At 47.2% G+C, this 18,006-nt stretch carries 27 protein-coding genes; 12 read left to right on the forward strand and 15 right to left on the reverse strand.

Annotation, left to right across the window (positions count from 1 at the left end):
- Window positions 1-19: 19 nt before the first annotated feature.
- Together ACO1NT_RS09355 and ACO1NT_RS09360 are read right to left on the reverse strand one after the other, a co-directional pair.
- Entirely contained in the window at window positions 20-490 is a 471-nt protein-coding gene (locus ACO1NT_RS09355; RefSeq protein WP_449048358.1) for a YfiT family bacillithiol transferase, read from the reverse strand.
- A gap of 332 nt (window positions 491-822) precedes the next feature.
- Window positions 823-1,080, reverse strand: coding sequence for a hypothetical protein (locus ACO1NT_RS09360; RefSeq protein ID WP_449048359.1), 258 nt, complete (start codon window positions 1,078-1,080; stop codon window positions 823-825).
- A gap of 199 nt (window positions 1,081-1,279) precedes the next feature.
- On the opposite strand from ACO1NT_RS09360, the gene ACO1NT_RS09365 reads away from it, so the two are divergent.
- Genes ACO1NT_RS09365 through ACO1NT_RS09375 form a run of 3 tightly spaced genes read left to right on the forward strand, consistent with a single transcriptional unit; the run spans window position 1,280 to window position 2,312 of the window.
- The gene (locus ACO1NT_RS09365; protein ID WP_449048395.1) at window positions 1,280-1,858 is read left to right on the forward strand and encodes a PD-(D/E)XK nuclease family transposase; all 579 of its coding nucleotides are present in this window, start codon (window positions 1,280-1,282) and stop codon (window positions 1,856-1,858) included.
- A gap of 37 nt (window positions 1,859-1,895) precedes the next feature.
- Window positions 1,896-2,108 (forward strand): hypothetical protein, encoded by a 213-nt coding sequence (locus ACO1NT_RS09370; protein ID WP_449048360.1) that lies wholly within the window; start codon window positions 1,896-1,898, stop codon window positions 2,106-2,108.
- Between the two features lie 6 nt (window positions 2,109-2,114).
- Window positions 2,115-2,312, forward strand: coding sequence for a hypothetical protein (locus tag ACO1NT_RS09375; protein WP_449048361.1), 198 nt, complete (start codon window positions 2,115-2,117; stop codon window positions 2,310-2,312).
- Between the two features lie 156 nt (window positions 2,313-2,468).
- Here the strand turns inward: ACO1NT_RS09375 and ACO1NT_RS09380 are convergent, their stop codons facing one another.
- Window positions 2,469-2,813: a DUF1016 N-terminal domain-containing protein gene (locus ACO1NT_RS09380; protein WP_449048362.1), complete on the reverse strand. Its 345-nt coding sequence runs from the start codon at window positions 2,811-2,813 to the stop codon at window positions 2,469-2,471.
- Between the two features lie 9 nt (window positions 2,814-2,822).
- On the opposite strand from ACO1NT_RS09380, the gene ACO1NT_RS09385 reads away from it, so the two are divergent.
- Both ACO1NT_RS09385 and ACO1NT_RS09390 read left to right on the forward strand, forming a co-directional pair.
- Window positions 2,823-3,374 (forward strand): AAA family ATPase, encoded by a 552-nt coding sequence (locus tag ACO1NT_RS09385; RefSeq protein ID WP_449048363.1) that lies wholly within the window; start codon window positions 2,823-2,825, stop codon window positions 3,372-3,374.
- A gap of 84 nt (window positions 3,375-3,458) precedes the next feature.
- A complete protein-coding gene (locus tag ACO1NT_RS09390) occupies window positions 3,459-3,860 on the forward strand; it encodes a hypothetical protein (protein ID WP_449048364.1) in 402 nt (133 codons plus the stop codon).
- 74 nt (window positions 3,861-3,934) lie between these two features.
- Here ACO1NT_RS09390 and ACO1NT_RS09395 read toward each other — a convergent pair whose 3' ends face one another.
- The 3 genes from ACO1NT_RS09395 to ACO1NT_RS09405 form a co-directional block, all read right to left on the reverse strand.
- On the reverse strand, window positions 3,935-4,411 hold the full coding sequence (locus tag ACO1NT_RS09395) for a DUF4943 family protein (protein ID WP_449048365.1): 477 nt from the start codon (window positions 4,409-4,411) through the stop codon (window positions 3,935-3,937).
- A 205-nt stretch (window positions 4,412-4,616) separates the two neighbouring features.
- The gene (locus ACO1NT_RS09400) at window positions 4,617-5,036 is read right to left on the reverse strand and encodes a PH domain-containing protein (RefSeq protein ID WP_449048366.1); all 420 of its coding nucleotides are present in this window, start codon (window positions 5,034-5,036) and stop codon (window positions 4,617-4,619) included.
- Window positions 5,037-5,224: 188 nt separating this feature from the next.
- Complete coding sequence (locus ACO1NT_RS09405; RefSeq protein WP_326329610.1) at window positions 5,225-6,394, reverse strand: PDDEXK nuclease domain-containing protein; 1,170 nt, start codon at window positions 6,392-6,394, stop codon at window positions 5,225-5,227.
- A gap of 344 nt (window positions 6,395-6,738) precedes the next feature.
- Between ACO1NT_RS09405 and ACO1NT_RS09410 the strand changes: the two genes are divergently transcribed.
- On the forward strand, window positions 6,739-7,167 hold the full coding sequence (locus ACO1NT_RS09410) for a hypothetical protein (protein WP_449048367.1): 429 nt from the start codon (window positions 6,739-6,741) through the stop codon (window positions 7,165-7,167).
- Between the two features lie 14 nt (window positions 7,168-7,181).
- Here ACO1NT_RS09410 and ACO1NT_RS09415 read toward each other — a convergent pair whose 3' ends face one another.
- From ACO1NT_RS09415 to ACO1NT_RS09430, 4 genes are all read right to left on the reverse strand, one after another.
- Window positions 7,182-7,574: a (deoxy)nucleoside triphosphate pyrophosphohydrolase gene (locus tag ACO1NT_RS09415; protein ID WP_449048368.1), complete on the reverse strand. Its 393-nt coding sequence runs from the start codon at window positions 7,572-7,574 to the stop codon at window positions 7,182-7,184.
- 53 nt (window positions 7,575-7,627) lie between these two features.
- Window positions 7,628-7,858 (reverse strand): hypothetical protein, encoded by a 231-nt coding sequence (locus ACO1NT_RS09420; protein WP_449048369.1) that lies wholly within the window; start codon window positions 7,856-7,858, stop codon window positions 7,628-7,630.
- Window positions 7,859-8,021: 163 nt separating this feature from the next.
- Window positions 8,022-8,699: a hypothetical protein gene (locus ACO1NT_RS09425; protein WP_449048370.1), complete on the reverse strand. Its 678-nt coding sequence runs from the start codon at window positions 8,697-8,699 to the stop codon at window positions 8,022-8,024.
- A 188-nt stretch (window positions 8,700-8,887) separates the two neighbouring features.
- Window positions 8,888-9,166, reverse strand: a complete 279-nt coding sequence (locus tag ACO1NT_RS09430) for a hypothetical protein (RefSeq protein WP_449048371.1) — start codon at window positions 9,164-9,166, stop codon at window positions 8,888-8,890.
- A 49-nt stretch (window positions 9,167-9,215) separates the two neighbouring features.
- On the opposite strand from ACO1NT_RS09430, the gene ACO1NT_RS09435 reads away from it, so the two are divergent.
- Window positions 9,216-9,665: a very short patch repair endonuclease gene (locus ACO1NT_RS09435; RefSeq protein WP_449048372.1), complete on the forward strand. Its 450-nt coding sequence runs from the start codon at window positions 9,216-9,218 to the stop codon at window positions 9,663-9,665.
- Between the two features lie 2 nt (window positions 9,666-9,667).
- Here ACO1NT_RS09435 and ACO1NT_RS09440 read toward each other — a convergent pair whose 3' ends face one another.
- Window positions 9,668-9,928 (reverse strand): hypothetical protein, encoded by a 261-nt coding sequence (locus ACO1NT_RS09440; protein ID WP_449048373.1) that lies wholly within the window; start codon window positions 9,926-9,928, stop codon window positions 9,668-9,670.
- A 142-nt stretch (window positions 9,929-10,070) separates the two neighbouring features.
- Here ACO1NT_RS09440 and dcm point away from each other — a divergent pair, with 142 nt between their 5' ends.
- Window positions 10,071-11,303 carry a DNA (cytosine-5-)-methyltransferase gene (gene dcm, locus ACO1NT_RS09445; RefSeq protein ID WP_449048374.1) on the forward strand — a complete coding sequence of 411 codons (1,233 nt, stop codon included), beginning with the start codon at window positions 10,071-10,073 and terminating at the stop codon, window positions 11,301-11,303.
- Here the strand turns inward: dcm and ACO1NT_RS09450 are convergent.
- Window positions 11,280-12,458, reverse strand: coding sequence for a lipid A-modifier LpxR family protein (locus tag ACO1NT_RS09450; protein ID WP_449048375.1), 1,179 nt, complete (start codon window positions 12,456-12,458; stop codon window positions 11,280-11,282). The genes dcm and ACO1NT_RS09450 overlap by 24 nt on opposite strands.
- Before the next feature lie 134 nt (window positions 12,459-12,592).
- On the opposite strand from ACO1NT_RS09450, the gene ACO1NT_RS09455 reads away from it, so the two are divergent.
- Window positions 12,593-14,026 (forward strand): MutH/Sau3AI family endonuclease, encoded by a 1,434-nt coding sequence (locus ACO1NT_RS09455; RefSeq protein WP_449048376.1) that lies wholly within the window; start codon window positions 12,593-12,595, stop codon window positions 14,024-14,026.
- Window positions 14,027-14,164: 138 nt separating this feature from the next.
- Window positions 14,165-15,520, forward strand: a complete 1,356-nt coding sequence (locus ACO1NT_RS09460) for a MutH/Sau3AI family endonuclease (protein ID WP_449048377.1) — start codon at window positions 14,165-14,167, stop codon at window positions 15,518-15,520.
- Here ACO1NT_RS09460 and ACO1NT_RS09465 read toward each other — a convergent pair.
- The 3 genes from ACO1NT_RS09465 to ACO1NT_RS09475 are packed head-to-tail and all read right to left on the reverse strand — an operon-like array spanning window position 15,517 to window position 16,737.
- Complete coding sequence (locus tag ACO1NT_RS09465; protein ID WP_449048378.1) at window positions 15,517-16,077, reverse strand: hypothetical protein; 561 nt, start codon at window positions 16,075-16,077, stop codon at window positions 15,517-15,519. The genes ACO1NT_RS09460 and ACO1NT_RS09465 overlap by 4 nt on opposite strands.
- A gap of 52 nt (window positions 16,078-16,129) precedes the next feature.
- Window positions 16,130-16,465 (reverse strand): PD-(D/E)XK nuclease family protein, encoded by a 336-nt coding sequence (locus tag ACO1NT_RS09470; protein ID WP_449048379.1) that lies wholly within the window; start codon window positions 16,463-16,465, stop codon window positions 16,130-16,132.
- 2 nt (window positions 16,466-16,467) lie between these two features.
- Window positions 16,468-16,737 carry a PD-(D/E)XK nuclease family protein gene (locus ACO1NT_RS09475; protein WP_449048380.1) on the reverse strand — a complete coding sequence of 90 codons (270 nt, stop codon included), beginning with the start codon at window positions 16,735-16,737 and terminating at the stop codon, window positions 16,468-16,470.
- 80 nt (window positions 16,738-16,817) lie between these two features.
- Here ACO1NT_RS09475 and ACO1NT_RS09480 point away from each other — a divergent pair, with 80 nt between their 5' ends.
- Entirely contained in the window at window positions 16,818-17,099 is a 282-nt protein-coding gene (locus ACO1NT_RS09480) for a transposase (protein WP_449048381.1), read from the forward strand.
- Window positions 17,096-17,947: an IS3 family transposase gene (locus ACO1NT_RS09485; RefSeq protein WP_449048382.1), complete on the forward strand. Its 852-nt coding sequence runs from the start codon at window positions 17,096-17,098 to the stop codon at window positions 17,945-17,947. The genes ACO1NT_RS09480 and ACO1NT_RS09485 overlap by 4 nt, the downstream gene beginning before the upstream one ends.
- Window positions 17,948-18,006 lie beyond the last annotated feature (59 nt).

An 18,006-nucleotide genomic window follows, 5' to 3' on the forward strand; every position in this document is an offset into this window, starting at 1 on the left:
CTAAACGATCCGCAATGTTTTATCGCTTTACAGATTTTATATGCGCTAAATGATGGTTGCAATGCCAGGCATACATGCCGATGGTTTCATCGAGGGCAAATTCCTGCCCGCGCTCGGGGTGGGTGTATTTCCTTTTAAGCGATGCGTCGTCAAGGCTTTTCAAAAGTTGGTACCACCGATGGTGGAGCCCTTTCAAAATGAATAAAGATGATGCTACCGGGAGCGATTTCGTATCATGCAGTTCGGCCCATAAGGCTTCATGGTACGGTTTGATTACCGGATTGTCTTCCGTTAGCGCAAGCTTGAACCGAACGAATGCGTTCATATGGCTATCGGCACAATGATGAACCACCTGCCTAATGGTCCAACCCCCTTCCCGGTACGGGGTATCAAGCTGTTCGTCGGTCAATAGCGCCACTTCAAGGCTCAGCAGCTCGGGGAAGGACCCGATGGTTTCCATCCAGTTTTCGAGTACGTGGGTTGTTATCATAGGGGGCTTATCAAATTTCCCGATCGGATACCTTAAATCATGTTCTTCCATTTATTTAGTTAGTTTGATAACTGTTGCCACATGGCGTATCACCTGTCACAAATCTCCGTTATTTTCTAATTAATTCAAAAAGAGCTGAGGTCCTTTATAATAGCCATCAATTTGCTGAGCGTTGCTGAGCGGTATTTTTGTGCACATTATTTAGACACCTCAAACTCGTAGTAAACCCCAATGACTAAGATTGCGTTGAAGCAACTGTTAACTCATAAATAGTTTATATTTGTTGTTGTGAAGACCAACTGCTGCGAGGAAATATGGTATCAGACCGCTGGTTACTGGTATTGCTCTCTAAATATTGCCGTAGTGTTTCGCTGAAGTGCCTCAATACGCACCGAGGCTGTGTCGTTTCCCCACACGTAGCCATATTGCTCAAACGTACGTCGTATTTGGCCTTTGTCGATTAGGAGCTTAACGAATTGCATAAGAACGCCCTTACCACTTGCATGGCCGCCTACAAGTATGGTTAAATCACCGAAATTGACTATCCCGCTCGTTATCGGACCCACAGCAATTAGTGTGGTGGTTCTCATATAGTCCTTTATGGTTTATAAATGGCGGCATGATTAAGCTAAATTTTTTATCTTTGCATATGACCAATTCAAAAGAGCCTAAAGTAGGAAGATTCATAGACCCTCTAACTGACTGGGGGTTCCGCCATCTTTTCGGACAGGAGCCCAACAAGGAGATTTAATTGAATTCCTAAACGACCTTTTCCAGGGGGAGAAGCATATTGCAGAACTCGAATATGCACCCAACGAACACGATGGCGATGAAGGTGAGGACAAACGTGTTGTTTTCGACCTGCATTGCCGTGGCGATAACGGCGAGTATTTCATCGTTGAGATGCAACGCATCCGGCAGGATTTTTTCAAGGACCGGGCGTTGTTTTACGTATCGCGGCTCATCCAGCGATTGCTGAAAAAGGGTAGGGCATCCAATGATTACCAGCTGCCAGAAGTTTACTTGATTGGCATTCTGGAGTTCAGTATGGATACCAACGAACAGCACCGTTACTTCCACGATATCGCTTTGATGGAGAAGACGTCGGGAGAAGTTTTTTACAATAAACTGGGTTTTAAGTTCTTGGAAATCGTTAGTTTTGTAAAGCCGGATAACGGGTTGCTTACAGATATGGACAAATGGATGTACCTGTTGAAGCACATGAGCACGCTGGATAAGGTTCCGACATTTTTGGATAAGCGGGTTTTTCATTCGAATTATTTGTTTTTTAAAGGCAATGAAGCTTGCATAAATTATCCATATTCTTTTGCCCAGTGGCAATTTATACAGGTTTCAGCTTATCTTTAACATATCGGAAGTAGCGAAACTAAGAAAGGAGGAACGTATGGCATACGAGTCAAGTTTAAAAGCCAAATGGGATACGCAGAATGCGTTTGATTCGGTGAGGAGAGAGGCCCTTAATGAAGGTGTTAATGAAGGCAAGTCAGAAGTGGTAAAAAATCTCTTAATGAATACAGATTTTGGTTTAGACAAAATTGCCTTTCTCGCATCTGTACCTGTCGATTTTGTTCTGAAAGTCAAAGCAAAACTGAAATAACACGGCATGATACCCCATTTTGCCAAATGGGATACGCAGAATGCATTCAATTCGGTGCGAAGAGAAGCGAAGGAAAAAGCTGGTTTCCAGTTTGTAAAAAACTTACTGTTCAATACCGATTTCGAGGATGCTAAAATTGTGGAGTTGGCGTCTGTTTCTTTGAGTTTTGTGCAGAAAGTTAAAGCGGAATTGAAAGTTAAGTAACATCGAATATTAATAGGGCCACGACTACTGTCAGTTACTTCAAGTTGACCCCTTTAAAAAGCTTTTAAAAAGTTCACCTGTTTCCTTATCTGCCGCCCTCTCAATAAGAGCAGGTTTGGGTGTCCGGATGAATTCGATGCCAGGTTTGGTTAGCCGCTACAACCGACCGCGAGTAATGCCCCATCTACGTTCCCGAAGCACATTTTTCTCCCGCTCGATTTCCGCAACCAGCTCTTCTTCTACGGGCTTTTTATCCTGTGATGATAGCAGGCGTTGATAATATACTCCCCAATTCTGCTTGGCAGCTTCCTTAAGATAACATAATCTGGCGTTAGCATCTGGAACCCCCATAATTAGTTGAAAAGGAGACCAACTCAATTTAGCAGACAGTGTCTGCTGAATTTGGTTCTGATTTGGAAAAGTTAAGTGAAATAAACGGAAACTTCGGATGTTAGCTTCCGAAACCCCCCGTCCGAAGCTCGCAGTAAGAGTTGGGGTCATTTTACACGAATGAACAAGTTATATGTCATAACAGGAGGGCCCGGTGTAGGGAAAACAACCCTGCTGAACGCGTTGTCCACAGACGGAATAGCAACCGTGCCCGAAGTAGCCAGGGCCATCATTAAGCAGCAATTGGCCACCGGTGGCGATGCATTGCCTTGGAAGAATAAAGAACGATACACCGATCTCATGTTAGCAGCCTCCATACAGGATTATCGGCGCGTAGTGGAAGAGCAGACGCAAAGAACACACCTTTTCGACCGTAGCGTCATCGATGCCGTATGCTACGCCGGGATGATCGGCTATTCCATTTCACCATCCGTTATGCGAGCGGTATCAACTTGCCAATACCATCCAACCGTTTTCATTCTTCCTCCCTGGCAGGAAATCTATGAAACCGATACGGAACGGAAACAAACCTGGGAAGAGGCCGTATATACGTACCAGCAACTGAAATTAGTTTATGCGCGTTACGGGTATGAGACCACCGATGTACCCATCGGCAGTATTGAAAAACGGAAACGATTTATTCGTTCGTGGATGAAATCCCTGAACGTTTGAATGCTCCCTTCCCTGGAAATTTCATATCTGCATTTAAACCAAACCACCACCCACTTGTTACCAATTAACCACCATATACATACCATGGCCAAAAAGAAAATCGCTACGCAGACGCTCATGGACGAAGCACGTCAACTGGAAAAGGAGGGGCAGCATGCGGACGCACTGAAAATATACCGTGCATTGACCCGTCGTAAGCACCTGAATGCCGAAGCCTATAACCGGATGATGATTATCCTCCGTAAGCAAAAGAAATACAAGGCCGAACTGGAGGTTGTCCAACGCGCCATCGCCGCTATGGAAAAGTCCATCGCTGCCAGCCAACAGGCCATCAACGATCGGAACCCCGAATCGGCTGCCTTGAGCCGCCAACTTGCCGAATCTCTGGGTTTGTTGGACGAAGACGGTCGCCCGGTCTACGAAGAGCCGCAATTGCAGAACTGGCGCAAGCGTGAGTCTGTGGTAGCGAAACGGCTTGAAAGTTAACTTGTGGCAAAAAAAAACGCTCACTACAGTCAAACTTTTCTAAATTCATATCAATATTTTGAACAATATCAACCCTATTCGCCAGTAGTATAAATATGCCAAGTCAGCCCACTGCCGTCCAGCGGGTCGGTCTCCATAAGTTCCGCGGCACTTTTACCTTTGTTCTCGGTCCACCATTTTTTATAATACGGCAGCACTTCGCTGAGGGGCACCTCCCGACTAAGGTCCTGCTCGTCAAAAACCCGGACGGTAGAAGACGGCCAGTCGACCTGTACTCTTATTGCCTCAACGGTGTAGAGCATCACTAATCCCACCTCAATAGGTCCACCATAATATGACGAATACATAGGCCGTGGGTAATTGGATACCATCTGTTTATCCGAAGCATGCTGCATTAACGCATCAATATGTGACACGTTGAAAGCAGGTAGCTTAATTTCCTCATATCGCTCCGCCTTCACTTCCTGCACGAATTTCTCGACGAGGTCGACCTCGCTTTTCTTGCAGGCAGCCACCGTTGCCGTCAGTAAGATTATGTAAATGTATTTCATTTCTGTATTTAGATTTATGATGTCGCTACCCCGTTACCTTTTCGGCCAACCACCAAATAAACTAGACTCCCAATAAAAGGAGCTATGAGGTTGTTCCTGATGCAGTGAATCAAGCAATATATATACAGTATGACCGTGAGAAGAACCGGTCCTAATAGGATCAGCTCTTGGGTTCCGAGATTCAAAAAGAGTAATTCCATAATTTTCAATTTGATTGGTTTTGACGTTTTAAATCACCTTTAACAGCTATATCCCCCCGCACACCCAGCAGCGCTTGGATAAACGATTCGTTGGAGTCCGGCGAGAAATAAATTTCGTCGTATTTATTGTACTTCACAATAACCCCTTTCCGTGCCAATGCCGGGCGGAAGCCCGACCACATTGTGGTATCCCGTTGCAATTCGCGTATCGCGTCAATTGCAATCTTTCCACGGAAAGGACCGCAGCGGTAATGGATGTGCGTTGTATCTAACCGGTAGTACGTGCCAAACCAAAACCACAGAAAAAGACCAATCACCAATAAGTTGACGAGATGTACAGCCAAGCCAGGTTGTACACCCGAATCGAGGTAATGGTACACCGGCAGGCCAACGAGGAATACGACCGTGCCTATTATCACAGCCATAAAAAAAGTGTCCTTTCTGCTTTTGAATACCCTCATGTGGTCTTACTCATTTTACTCGCGCCTTAAACCTCTCTTCGCTCTTCTTCACTCAATGCGTTTAAAAGTTTTTCCAAATCGATATTATTCGTGTCAGGAGCTTGATGTTCCATTTTGGAATATCAAGCTATTGGCGGCGAAACCGGTTTTTTTCACTCCTCTTCTACGCCATATACAATACCCTGCTCCCGCAGCACATTTTTCTCCCGCTCGATTGCCGCAATCAGTTCCTTCTTCGAAGGGAGTTCAAGCAAGTATTTGCTTACGAATAGCTGTTGGTCACTGTCGGCAATAGCGTATTCCACTAATGCCTTGTTTTGGTTAGTGACCAACAATATACCTACCGGCGGATTGTCATCCGCCTGCATCACCTCCTTTTTGTAATAATTCACATAGGTTTTCAACTGGCCGATATGCTCATGCTTGGCCTCATCGACCTTGAGTTCAACCAGCACATGGCATTTCAATACACGATGATAGAAGACCAGGTCGATGAAAAACCACTCATCGCCGATGAGGATTCGTTTTTGTTTGGCCTCGAAGCAGAAGCCATGGCCCATTTCGAGCAGGAAATTCTCCAAGTGCTCCAACAATGCTTTTTCAAGGTCGTTTTCGTAAACCACATCTTTTGCGCTTAACCCAAGAAACTCGAAAGTAAATGGAGACTTGATAATATCCTCAGGAGCTAGGCGTTCGGCTTTTTGCTTAACAACTTTAGACAGTTGCTCTGGTTTTTTACTTATTCCGCTTCTTTCATAGTATAATGTATTTATCTGTCGTCTCAGCTCTCGCACATTCCACCCGCCTTTTATCGTTTCCATTTCGAAGAATGTCCTTTTATGGATGTCCGTGATGGTCATTAATTCCGAGAAATGGGAGTATGACAAATTAGCCAATAATTTTTCTGGCTGAATCAAGGCCTTTTTGAATTCGTCAGACACTGTCTGATGAATTGTATCATTTTTAAAATCAGTATTTTCCAATTGGTCAGACACTGTCTGACCAATTGTGTGAACTTGAAGGCCAAGATGAGCTAGCATGGCCTTTATTGCCGAAAGCAAGTGGGGATATGCAATATAAAATTGTCTGCATAGCTTTAGATTCGTTTTCGAAAGCCCTTTAATTTTAATGGACGCCGCCAGTTCGGAAAGTAATCGCTCACCATACTTCGCTCGATCTTGCCCGTCCTGTTCAAACTCAACAATATTTAAACCAATCAGCCAATTGCGTACGGTAAGCGATTTGTTCACCGCTTTGATCGCCGCACGCTGTAACCCGTCGTGCGTGTCTTGTATACTCGTTACTAGTTTGTCGAATTTCATCCGAACACTTGTGTTATCATTTGATGTCGCAATTTGCGGCTTCAAGTTTCCTTATTAGTATCAGCTTTCTCAGTATCCGCTTTCCAGCCATCCAGTACGCTTCCACCATAGAGGTGTTAATTGCCTAGTAGGCTTTCCTGCGACCATCCTCAATAATAGCAATGACATCCGCAATATTAGTTTCCATAGCATATAATTGTCTGCTAACAAATATAGTAAAACTTTCAGTTATTCAATGCAATGGTTAAATAAAGGTTTCTGATTTGCCCAATCGGGGTTTTCCGCTTTTGATTCGACTTTCCCTAAATCGATCGATTACCTTTGTCACCAAAACACCGCCAATTATGTCCACGTTCCATACCGTACCCCTAGTCAAATCCATTGATGAATATGTTCCGGGGCAAACCTTCGAACAGCTTGTCGTCAGTAGGCTTCAGCCTTTTTTTGGCCGTTCCATCCACGAGCTCTGCACAGCGTTTTTGGTGAACTATAAAGAAGATCAGCCCGGCATTTACCCAAAGCTCACGAAAGCCATGTTAGGCATACCGTTGCATAAGAAAATCGAAGAATTCGAGAAGGGCGATGTGCACATACGCATGGTATGCATGCACGAACCGCAGTACCCCAAGCACCGAAAGCGCTATCTGCTATGGCATGTCGATTATCGGCAAACCGAGCCATATCTCCATAAAGTAGCATTTTGGACGCCTGCCGTGCGCGATGGTAACCTTACCCCACGGCCATCTTCGCCGAGGCGTTCCAAAGGTAACTAATAGGCTCGCTACCCTTAATTCCACATATCCATGGCTTTCAGTTGTTCAACAATGGGCACATCGGCAGGTGCCCAGTCGTATTGGTCAAGTTCGCCGACGGTTACCCATTTGGCATCCGCGTGTTCTTCGAGTAGCAACGCGTCGCCTACCATATTAGCGATAAAGGGAATTAGTCGAATCCGGAAAGTGGGATAGTCGTGTTCCATCGGTTTGAGTCGTCTTACCACCTCGATATCCAAGTGCAGCTCTTCTTTGATTTCACGCACAATGGTTGCCGCGTCGTCTTCGCCCGGTTCCACCTTACCGCCCGGAAACTCCCACTTCAGCGGCAAGTTCATCGTACTGCTGCGTTGGCAAATTAATACGTTGCTTTCACGGATGATGATGGCGCAGGTAACGATGAGCATGGGAAGTGTTTTGTTTGGCTAAGGTACAATCTTTCCGTTATCATCACAATCCGTTAATCTGGCAAGGGGCGCGGCGGCTTTATAAATACACCGAACTGATACGCGGGATTCATCCCTTGTGCAAAGGTGACATTGCTGAGCATGCCTAAATTTTTAGAAATAGGAAGTATAACAGTTGCTTCTGCTGTCCAAATGCCAGAACGCTCGGTGTCGAATATATTGCTATAACGAGCTTTACTGAAGGTACTATACGCCGTTTCAAAACTGACAGTAAGGGCACCCATTTGTAAATCCTTGGAATTCCCCTTCCAGTGTTAGCCCATTTCGAAATTGGTTCAAAGCAACTGTTGCAGAGTCTGGACCAATATGTTGAAAGGCATTTAACCGATAGGAAGGAATGTATTCTGTCTCTACGCCACCCCTGCAAAATTGGGAGTAAGTGCTATGCTATTTGCTAAACCTCACATAGCTTTGCTGGTAGGCAAGCGTATCTTTATCGCCCAGCGTCTCCAAGAAATCCTCATCAAATTCGTTGAATAACTTACCGGAAATCATGCTTTCGCTTGACTGTCCTTCGGTTCCAGACTGGCGGTAAAGCTTATAGATCATCATGGGAAACAACAGGGATTGGTAGTTTCCCTGGCAATAAATCACTGCTTCCCCTTTATACAGCAACTGGCCCACCGAATGGAACGTTTCCAGCGGATCGTTGTGTTTGCCCAGTCGATAGGTGTCCAGTGCCGTCCATCGTGCCGCGCCCGTGGCGTAGGGTCCAAGTATAAAAGGCGAGCGGAAAACCACAACATCATTGTCTTCACGGGATACCCCATAAAGAACGTCCGAAGTGCCAAGCTGTGCCGTGCTGTCCGTCGTAAAGGTGATCGCGTTGCTGGGCTCTGGTGCAAACGGCGCATTGAACCCACGCTCGCTAGCGATGAAGTTCGCGATGACCGCCTCATCCGTTACTTCACCGGATTTGGTGAACAATTTAACGCTGCCCTGATGTTCCAAGGCTACCGCTGTCAGCTCAATTGCGAAAGCATTCTCGGGCACCATGTTGCCATCTCTGCTACAGGCAGTCGTCGCCATTGCAGCTGCTATCAGCAGGATAAGGTTCGACTTCATTTTACTTACCGTTTTGCGGTACCAAATATAGGATTTTCTTCGACTTCTCCATCATCTGGGCCGTTCGTCCATCGGAATCGCGGTATGGTCGCTTGCCAGCGGAGAGAAACGGCAAGAGGTCAGTAGGTGTTAATTTATGTGTTATCCCTTTTGATTCCGGAAGTGAAAAGAAAGCGATAACCTGACGATCAATATATCTGCCTGCCATCCATCTTGCCGTCCCAATCATCGCGTTCAGACATGATCTGCCGGAACATGATCTCTTCACCTTCCGCTTTTGTCATCACATTGCCGAACTCGGCTAGGGAGTCGTTATCGCAATACACGCCGTTCCGGTCGTTCCAGCACAACCATTCAATCAGTTCCTCGCGGGTCATGGCGCGGACGGTCGCCAATAGTTCGTTTTCAGGCAGGTCCATCACGGTATATCGAACATCTTGTCGTTTTTCAGCGTTGGTCAATATCATATCAGTAATTATTTAAGTGAATTTTTAGCTTTTCCGTATCTTTACACCTATGCCCCATCTCCCCACCACGCCGCAGCGCTCCTATATCATGAGCCGCATCCGGGCCAAAAACACCAAGCCCGAGCTGCTGCTGCGCAAGGCACTCTGGGCAAAGGGCATCCGCTACCGCACCCATGCCAAAGACCTGCCCGGCCGGCCGGATATCGTTATCCGCAAGTACCGATTGGCCATCTTCGTGGATGGCGAGTTCTGGCATGGCCACCAGTGGGAAAAGACCAAGGGTCGTATCAAGAGCAACCGCCACTTCTGGGTTTCCAAGATCGAACGTAATATTCAACGCGACAAGGAAAATAACGCTGCTCTCATAACTATAGGTTATACCGTGTTTCGTTTCTGGGGGGAAGATGTGCGGAAGAACCTGCACAAGTGCATCAACCAAATACAGCTGTACATCGAAACGGCAGGGGAGGGCCGGGTGCCGTACCCGGCCGACTATTAATATCACGCGTCGGGGAGATTTTTAGTAGCCCTGTATTTTTCCACCAGTTCGGTAACCTCATCGCCATCACGGACCACTTCGAGGTCTTCTGCGAAGACGTATTTAATGGGCGTCCAGCGCAATCCGGAGTCTAGCATTGCCATTTTCACCCGTGGTCGCTCCATGTCATAATGTGCTTCCTGTATAATGTACAGTGATCCGATTTCGTCGGGAAATGGTGTGTGGTACTGTACAATGTCTCCACGTTTCAGTTGATTTTCCATGGTTAGTAAGTTTTGTTTAACGATATAAATATACTAAAAATAATAGTAATTAAAAATATTTTGCATCTTTGTCGCTGCATCAAATAGGCGTTGTTAAATGCTTCCCAAATGTTAACTTTGCAAAGACTGTGATTAAATATCGATGGACGTAGTTGAACTTTTTGCAGGAGTAGGTGGATTCCGTATCGGTCTGGAGCGTGCTGACGCGGAGCGGTACCGGGTGGTGTGGAGCAACCAATGGGAGCCGGCCACCAAATCCCAGCCCGCCTCACATATCTACACACTGCGTTTCGGTGCAGGCAACCATAGCAATGTCGATATCGCCAAGGTACCCACCGAAGAAATCCCCGACCACGACCTGCTGTGCGGGGGCTTCCCCTGCCAGGACTATTCCGTGGCAAGCACGCTCAACCGGTCCGGCGGTATACAGGGCAAAAAAGGGGTGCTGTGGTGGGAAATCCACAGGATCCTCGCCGAAAAGGAAAACAAGCCCCGCTACGTATTCCTGGAGAATGTGGACCGACTGCTCAAATCACCGGCCAAACAGCGGGGGCGCGATTTCGCCATCATGCTGGCGTCGCTTTCCGATTTGGGTTATATCGTGGAGTGGCGTATCATCAACGCAGCCGATTACGGCATGCCCCAGCGCCGCCGCCGCACCTTCATCCTGGCCTATCACCAAGGCACCGCGCTCCACCAAGAAGCCGCCGCTTTGGAGAACCCGGCAGACTGGGTGGCAGAGCGGGGTATCATCGCCAGCGCCTTCCCGATAGAAGGGGGCACCCACCCGGTGCGCTCCTTCCCGATAGAGGGTACCCTGCAAGCCATCACCCAAGGATTCAATGCCGATCGCCCCAATTGGGCCCCGTTCCACAATAGCGGCATCATCATCGGCCGCCAGGTCCATACGGTAGATACCACCCCGCAATACGATGGCCCCGTACAGACCTTGGGTAGCAAGATCTTGCTTAACGGAGCCGTGCCTGCCAACTATTATATTCCCGAAGCGGACTTGGATAAATGGTATTACCTCAAAGGGGCGAAAAAAGAGAAGCGGATCAATAAAGCCACCGGTTTCGAGTATCATTATAATGAAGGGGGCATGGTATTCCCCGATCCATTGGATAAGCCCTCGCGCACCATCATCACCGGTGAAGGAGGCCCCTCGCCATCGCGGTTCAAACACGTCATCCAAACGGCCGATGGGCGGCTAAGGCGGCTTACGCCCGTCGAACTGGAACGGCTCAATATGTTTCCGGACAACCACACTGCCGGCGCATCGGACGCCCAGCGGGCCTTCTTTATGGGCAACGCCCTCGTGGTCGGCGTCATCGAGAAAATCGGTCAAGAGTTATCGCGGCGCACTGCCCGTTAATTTCTCCGGGCGTTCACCTCCACCGCCTCCACAGAAGAATCCCAAAGACACACCGCCCCAATGGTGGAGCCGGGAATAGGCATTCCACATCTCCGGGGCTTTCATCGCTTGGTAGACGCTCAGCGTGTGCCATCGACTGGTCCATGCAAGGCCAAACCTCAACTGGCCCGTCAAGAAGGCCGTTTCGTCATAGTCCAATCGGTATGCAGACTTCCTGAATCCGCCATGCAACGAACCGTTGTATAGGGTGAGGGATGGCGCTAAACTGGCAAAGAAATACAGCTCGGGCCTTTTTTCGCGCCGGTAGTAATTGTATGCTCTCGAATCGGGATCGACCATATTCATGGTTCCTGTAAGATTAGCGATTTCTTTCAGGTTGTTGAAGAGGCCCGTTGCCCAGTTGCTCAATTCCAGTTTGCCGTATTTGAAATTCATCCCGGCGCTCGCCTGTGTCAAGTAACCCAAGCTATATCCCCAGTCGTACGATACGACCACCTTGTTCCAGGCGGGCGGGTTACGGTGTACGTCCATCTCCCTCTCGGCCTCTAGCCGTTTTTTTGTAATCAATGTCGACTTGTTGAAAGAATACATCCCCGTCGGCTCCCCTCCATTCGAAATCTGGTTATGCCAGCCCATGGGGTTATAGGGCGGCTTGGTGTTGCCATCGTTCATGCCTTTGTGCACCTTGGTCTGTAAGTGTCTCGCCGGCCCATCGATCCCTATCGCGCCGATGTAGACACCTTTCTGGGTATATATGCTGTTGATTACATCCATCTTGCCGTTTTTCATCGCCAGCATGAAAACCGTAGAGTAGGGCCTATCACCGACCACCGGCTCGGTCTGCTGCAGGTCATCCGGCGTAAAAGCCGCCAATTGCGCCGAGAATACGGTGGGTGAATAGGCATATTGGTTGATGGGCTTCTCCTTTTTCGGATGGAACAACCAGTTATTGGACCTGCCATCGAAATACAGCGATAGGTTCAGGCCCTGGGTATAATTGCGGTCCTCGTTCTGGAGCCCCATCCATTCCAACAGGAAATCCTGTTCGAAATCCAGCTGCCCCCCGACGAATAGGTGCTTATGGCCCGACTGCTGCTGGGCCACCGAAAAAGAGCACCATAACAATAGGGCGAGCGGAAGTATGTTTTTCTTCATTTGTAAGCTAGGTGTTGGTAAGTTTCATAAAGTAAGTTTACGTAAAGGTAGTAACTAGATTATTCCAGAAAATACCCACTAGTGGGTATTTCGTTAAAAATGCGTATTATTGCATCTACTCGAAACCCAGTTGCATGCCCACCACATTGCCATACGACCCCGCAGATCCGCAGTCCATTCTCCAATATGCCCGTGGCTTGCTCAAGAAGAGCCTCCGCCAGGTCGTGGGAGACGGTGTGGAAGAAGCCGCTGCCGCGATGCGCGGCAAGGGCGACTTCGGCCAGCTGGTAGAGAAGTTATACTTCCTCTACGAACCCAATTCCAATGCCGAGCCCGACTTCCCAAAAGCTGGCGTGGAACTGAAAACCACACCGCTCAAAAAGATCGGCAGGGGATGGGTCTCCAAGGAACGTCTGGTCTTCAACATCATCAACTACGAGGAAGAGCATAAGTATGTATTCAGCACGAGTAGTTTTTGGCGCAAGAACCGGCACCTTTTGCTGCTTTTTTACCTGCATGACGCCGGTATGGTCAACGTGGATTACGTGTTTGAAATCATCCGGCTCTGGCGCTTCCCCGCCACAGACCTCAAAATCATCATGGACGATTGGGAAACCATTGTCACCAAAATACGCGAGGGCCGCGCGCACGAGCTTTCCGAGGGCGATACGATTTACCTTGGCGCGTGCACCAAAGGGGCCAATAAGCAAAGCCTCCGCAAGCAGCCCTTCTCTGGCGAGCTGGCCATGCAGCGGGCTTTTTCGCTCAAGTCCAAATACCTCAACTTCATCATCGAGCAAACCCGTAAGGGCATCGAGCACGTAATCGACGAAAAGGAATATGCGCGCATACTTGCCCAAGGCGACAGTTTCGCCGATCCGGCCGGAAGCTACCGGCGGATTCGGCTCGATGAAGTAGAGCCGGTGGTCAAATCCATCGACGACTATGCGCCGGGCCAAACCTTCGAAGAGCTGGTTATCGCACGCTTCCAGCCTTACATTGGTATGTCCGAGGCAGAAATCATCCAAACGCTCGGCTTGGAAGCAAGCAAGGCAAAGAGCCGTTACTATCTCATCGCCAAAGCCATTATGGGCGTTTCCAATAAAAAGATCGAGGAGTTCGAAAAGGGCGATGTGGCGATGAAGACCATCCGCTTGGAACACAGCGGCAGTTTAAAGGAAAGCATGTCTTTCGCGCAGATCCAATACAAGGAAATTATCCACGAAACGTGGGAAGAATCCTATTGGTACCAAACGCTCACCAAGCGTTTCTTCTTCGTGGTGTTCAAGCGAGATGCCACCAATACCCTGCGGCTCCACGGCGTCAGGTTCTGGACCATGCCGCCAGCCGATCTTGAAATGGCGAGATGGTTTTGGGAAGATACCAAAGCCAAAATAATGGCTGACGATTATGCGCATTTCATCCGCATCAGCGATGATATGATTTGCCACGTACGGCCCAAGGGAACTGATTCACGCGATTTGATGGAAACCCCCAACGGGCGTATGGAAAAGAAAAAGTGCTATTGGTTGAATGCATCTTACATCAAAGAAATCATAAAAGAGTAGATAACCCACCCTATTATTGCCATGCCAGAATTTGCGACAATCGGTGACTTATTCAAATACTACAAGTCTTTCAGGAAAAGAACACTCCGGGAGTTGGCCGACCATGTAGTGCAAAAGTTCCCACACATCCTTCTACTTGTGAATAAAGGCATCGTTGGCCAAGTTTTGGAAGCATTGGTAGGCCAACAGCCAAACAACAACCCTTTGCCAGACATCCCCCATCTTGGATTGGAGCTAAAAGTCCTTCCGTTGAGGAAAATCGGAGGGGTATTAAAACCCAAGGAACGTTCTAAAATTAAATCGATCTACTACAACGCCATTGTTGCCGAAGAATGGGGCAACTCCGAACTACGAGGTAAAATCGAGCATGTCTTATTTCTGATGTACGAACATCCCATGGGCAAAACGTACGGGGACTGGCAGGAGTTTGTGTTCCTCGGCCCGTTATTATTCCACCTAGCAGAAGAAGACGAACCGCAAATAGCGACGGACTGGACTAATATTAAAGAGAGAGTAGCCGCCCTATTGGCCAACCAACTGTCCGAGCGAGACGCTAAGATAGTGGGACCGAGCACATCCGGCACGGGAAAAATGGTTGCTTATCTCGGCGACAACGAAGCAAAGCAACGTAGCTACAGTTTCAAACACAATTATCTAAAATATTTCTATGCTGAGAAGGTACAGCATAAGGAGATGGTCGCCTTGGACCTGCCTGGCGAGGACCCCGTGTTGCGGATCACGGGTTACCTGAATGGCCTCTTGGCAGGCGATACCGTCGGTCACCTTGCGGAAAAGTATGGTGTTCAATTTTCCCCACAATCGAAATCGGCATTTCCCGAGCTCATAAAGGCCGTATTAGCCGTGGAACGGGGCATCGACCTGACTAGTAAAACAGAACTCAAAGAATTGGAAGAACGTGGCATCACCATTAAAACGGTACCTGTTAATTCCGATTACGTTCCATATGAGGCAATGTCCTTTCCCAAATTCAGTTTGGTCGATTTAATCGATGAGACGTGGGAAGGAGAAGGCGACCCCAAAGTTGACAAACCCCATGAGGCATTGTTCAAAAATCAAATTAAAGAAGGGTTTCTGTTAATCCCCGTAATTAAGACTCGGCAACCATATATCTCGGGTGGCAAAAGAAAGTACCGCTACAATGTTTGGCAGGATTGGGTGGCGGGTAACATTATCTACTGGCGACCCTCCGATGGCGAACTTGAAGCCATATCTAACGAATGGCAACAAGTTAAAGCGATGGTAGAAACTAAAAACGTTCAGGTTTGGAATGTCGCGCGAGGCGATAAATCCATCCAAAAAAATAATCTGCTCAAACAGAGCGAATCTCAGTACATCTATTTGCGGGCGCATACCCGCGACTCTTCAAAAATCGATGCCGGGTATCAAGCTTATACGGATGGTGCAGTGAGCATTCCTTGGCAGAGCTTTTGGTTCAACAAAAAGTTCGTTCGGCAAATCGTTGCGCAGGGTTAATCATTGATTATTGTTTTAAACACCCTCAAAAAGTCCTCTTTCGTTTCTCCGAAGAATCTACGAAATTCGTCCACCACTTTATCGACCAAACTGTCTCTGAAAGTAGCATCTAGACCAAGTTTTGAGAGGAATTCCATATCAGCAAAATCCAAGTCCCTTTCATCCACATCCTTAATTGCCATATACTGAATCCATCCGCCACGGCCATCATACTTTTGAAGTGATTTAGGCAGTAAGACAGAATTCTCATTAATTTGCATAATTCCACAAATCAGCTGTCCACCAAAATATCCAAACCCACTGAATGTTTCTATTCCATAGCATGTTTTCCATTCTGGGTAATCACTGTTGTGTCTAATCCAAATCTGAGAATTGAATTTTGAGACCGGGCTTCCCGTTTCGACTACGAAGTCGCTTGGTAATATTCGGGTTACCCCTTCCTTCACTAGTTCCCTGAAATCATCCTTTATTTTATCTACCATTCTGGGAAAATTCTGAGAAATCAATTCGGCGGCCTTCGGGTTTTTCCATATAAGATTTTCAAGGTCTTTTTCCATTTTTTATAGGTCAATTGTCCGGTTAGTTTTTTGGTTAGTATAATGTACTGTTTTATCGACTCTCGTAGTATGGCTCCTCCGCTGAGTATGCCAGGCATTCCTGCAACCACTTTAACATATGATTCTTGTAGGATATACAAAAGAAATCTTTTCCAGCTTCCAATTCTCCTTTGCTTCCTTCACACGGTTCACTCCCATCCAACGTCAGGTATAACACGGTGTTCTTGCCGGCATTGTATGCACAGTATCTCATGATCTGCCCATGTTGGTCTCCAGCGTAGATTTTGTTTTCTATGCATATCGTCACACCCTTGTCATTGCGTATTTCAATATCCACACGTCCACCGAGCTTTTGCTCGTAATCTATGCGACCTATATGCCGCTCCATTGTCACCCAGACCGAGTTGTATCGAAACCTTGAATACCTGCTACGGATAAAAAGCTATCCAGGAAAACCTTCTTTTTCAAATGCGAGCCCTGAGGGTTTAGCAACTCTGCAATGAATACAGAATGCGTCCTGTTTTCACTTGTTTCCAGTCTTAGGATACTAAAGACGTTGAATTTCTCTCCTTTTAGGCGTTCAATTTCTTCGTTGTGTTCTTGTGTTTTCTTCACACCTTCCGAAAGGTGTTCAATATTGTGATAAGTCGATGGATTCATTTTACGCCGTGTCATATTTATAGTATAATACTCCCCAAAAATTGGACAGCTGCTTAAATGTTTAACTTAGCAGTTGAAAAATGAAAAAAGAAAGAAGGAAATTCAGTGCAGGCTTTAAGGCGAAAGTAGCCATCGAAGCAATCAAGGAACAGCAGACAGTCCACGAACTGGCGGCCAAATATGAGGTTCACGCCACGCAGATCAACGCCTGGAAGCGGGACTTCCTGAATAATGCGGAGTCGGTTTTCAGTAAAGACCAAGACCGGTCCAAGGATGATTCTCAGGAGAAGAAAGAGCTTTATTCGAAAATCGGGGAATTACAGATACAGGTGGATTTCCTAAAAAAAGTATTGGGCAAATGAGTTTGGATGAGAAACGCAGGCTTGTTTGCCCACGGTACAGAAAGTTGAGTGTTTTCCAGCAATGTAAGGTCATCGAGCTGCCGCGCAGCAGCTACTATTTCAAACCCAAAGGTGAGTCGTTATTCAACCAGCGGGTGATGAAGGCCATTGATAGGAAGTTTCTGGATTGTCCGTTCTATGGTGTGGAGCGGATGACCTGGTACCTGAAAATGGACCTGGGGTATTTTGTTGGGGAGAAGCGTATCAGGAGATTATATAAGGTCATGAACCTGAAGGCCATCCACCCCAAAAAGAATCTCAGCCAAGCCAATAAGGCTGATTATAAATTCCCCTATTTGCTCAGGAACCTGAAAGTCGACCGCGCAAACCAGGTCTGGCAGGCGGATATTACCTACATACCCATGTTCCGTGGGTTCATGTACATGTTTGCCATCATCGATGTTTACAGCCGCAAGATCATGGGCTGGGGAATATCCAATACGATGAGTGCGGAATGGTGCCGGGACGTTATGCAGGACGCCATAGCCAAGCATGGCAAACCGGAAATCTTCAATACTGATCAGGGATCGCAGTTTACATCCTCGGTATTCATCGAAGCACTCAAAGGTCATGAGGTGAAAATATCCATGGATGGCAAAGGCAGGGCTTTGGACAATATTTATATCGAAAGGTTCTGGGGCTCGCTCAAAAGAGAGAAAATCTATTTGAATCCACCCAATGGTGGGGTTGACTTGTACAAACAGGTGAAGGATTATGTGCACTTCTACAACACCGAGAGAAGACACAAATCCATCGGTCGGATAACACCCGATGAGAGGTTCTATCAGGCAATCAAAAATGTGTCGTAATTATATCTTAACTTAGTGCAATAGTTGTCCAGCAAATAGGGAGTATCATATAGGCAAAT

The organism is Parapedobacter sp. (assembly GCF_053550995.1).

Excerpts from the sequence above, each read along its gene's own strand:
- ACO1NT_RS09355 (WP_449048358.1), bottom strand. The coding sequence starts at position 490 with ATGATAACAACCCACGTACTCGAAAACTGGATGGAAACCATCGGGTCC.
- ACO1NT_RS09360 (WP_449048359.1), bottom strand. The coding sequence starts at position 1,080 with ATGAGAACCACCACACTAATTGCTGTGGGTCCGATAACGAGCGGGATA.
- ACO1NT_RS09370 (WP_449048360.1), top strand. The coding sequence starts at position 1,896 with ATGGCATACGAGTCAAGTTTAAAAGCCAAATGGGATACGCAGAATGCG.
- ACO1NT_RS09375 (WP_449048361.1), top strand. The coding sequence starts at position 2,115 with ATGATACCCCATTTTGCCAAATGGGATACGCAGAATGCATTCAATTCG.
- ACO1NT_RS09380 (WP_449048362.1), bottom strand. The coding sequence starts at position 2,813 with ATGACCCCAACTCTTACTGCGAGCTTCGGACGGGGGGTTTCGGAAGCT.
- ACO1NT_RS09385 (WP_449048363.1), top strand. The coding sequence starts at position 2,823 with ATGAACAAGTTATATGTCATAACAGGAGGGCCCGGTGTAGGGAAAACA.
- ACO1NT_RS09390 (WP_449048364.1), top strand. The coding sequence starts at position 3,459 with ATGGCCAAAAAGAAAATCGCTACGCAGACGCTCATGGACGAAGCACGT.
- ACO1NT_RS09395 (WP_449048365.1), bottom strand. The coding sequence starts at position 4,411 with ATGAAATACATTTACATAATCTTACTGACGGCAACGGTGGCTGCCTGC.
- ACO1NT_RS09400 (WP_449048366.1), bottom strand. The coding sequence starts at position 5,036 with ATGGCTGTGATAATAGGCACGGTCGTATTCCTCGTTGGCCTGCCGGTG.
- ACO1NT_RS09405 (WP_326329610.1), bottom strand. The coding sequence starts at position 6,394 with ATGAAATTCGACAAACTAGTAACGAGTATACAAGACACGCACGACGGG.
- ACO1NT_RS09410 (WP_449048367.1), top strand. The coding sequence starts at position 6,739 with ATGTCCACGTTCCATACCGTACCCCTAGTCAAATCCATTGATGAATAT.
- ACO1NT_RS09415 (WP_449048368.1), bottom strand. The coding sequence starts at position 7,574 with ATGCTCATCGTTACCTGCGCCATCATCATCCGTGAAAGCAACGTATTA.
- ACO1NT_RS09420 (WP_449048369.1), bottom strand. The coding sequence starts at position 7,858 with ATGGGTGCCCTTACTGTCAGTTTTGAAACGGCGTATAGTACCTTCAGT.
- ACO1NT_RS09425 (WP_449048370.1), bottom strand. The coding sequence starts at position 8,699 with ATGAAGTCGAACCTTATCCTGCTGATAGCAGCTGCAATGGCGACGACT.
- ACO1NT_RS09430 (WP_449048371.1), bottom strand. The coding sequence starts at position 9,166 with ATGATATTGACCAACGCTGAAAAACGACAAGATGTTCGATATACCGTG.
- ACO1NT_RS09435 (WP_449048372.1), top strand. The coding sequence starts at position 9,216 with ATGCCCCATCTCCCCACCACGCCGCAGCGCTCCTATATCATGAGCCGC.
- ACO1NT_RS09440 (WP_449048373.1), bottom strand. The coding sequence starts at position 9,928 with ATGGAAAATCAACTGAAACGTGGAGACATTGTACAGTACCACACACCA.
- dcm (WP_449048374.1), top strand. The coding sequence starts at position 10,071 with ATGGACGTAGTTGAACTTTTTGCAGGAGTAGGTGGATTCCGTATCGGT.
- ACO1NT_RS09450 (WP_449048375.1), bottom strand. The coding sequence starts at position 12,458 with ATGAAGAAAAACATACTTCCGCTCGCCCTATTGTTATGGTGCTCTTTT.
- ACO1NT_RS09455 (WP_449048376.1), top strand. The coding sequence starts at position 12,593 with ATGCCCACCACATTGCCATACGACCCCGCAGATCCGCAGTCCATTCTC.
- ACO1NT_RS09465 (WP_449048378.1), bottom strand. The coding sequence starts at position 16,077 with ATGGAAAAAGACCTTGAAAATCTTATATGGAAAAACCCGAAGGCCGCC.
- ACO1NT_RS09470 (WP_449048379.1), bottom strand. The coding sequence starts at position 16,465 with ATGGAGCGGCATATAGGTCGCATAGATTACGAGCAAAAGCTCGGTGGA.
- ACO1NT_RS09475 (WP_449048380.1), bottom strand. The coding sequence starts at position 16,737 with ATGAATCCATCGACTTATCACAATATTGAACACCTTTCGGAAGGTGTG.
- ACO1NT_RS09480 (WP_449048381.1), top strand. The coding sequence starts at position 16,818 with ATGAAAAAAGAAAGAAGGAAATTCAGTGCAGGCTTTAAGGCGAAAGTA.
- ACO1NT_RS09485 (WP_449048382.1), top strand. The coding sequence starts at position 17,096 with ATGAGTTTGGATGAGAAACGCAGGCTTGTTTGCCCACGGTACAGAAAG.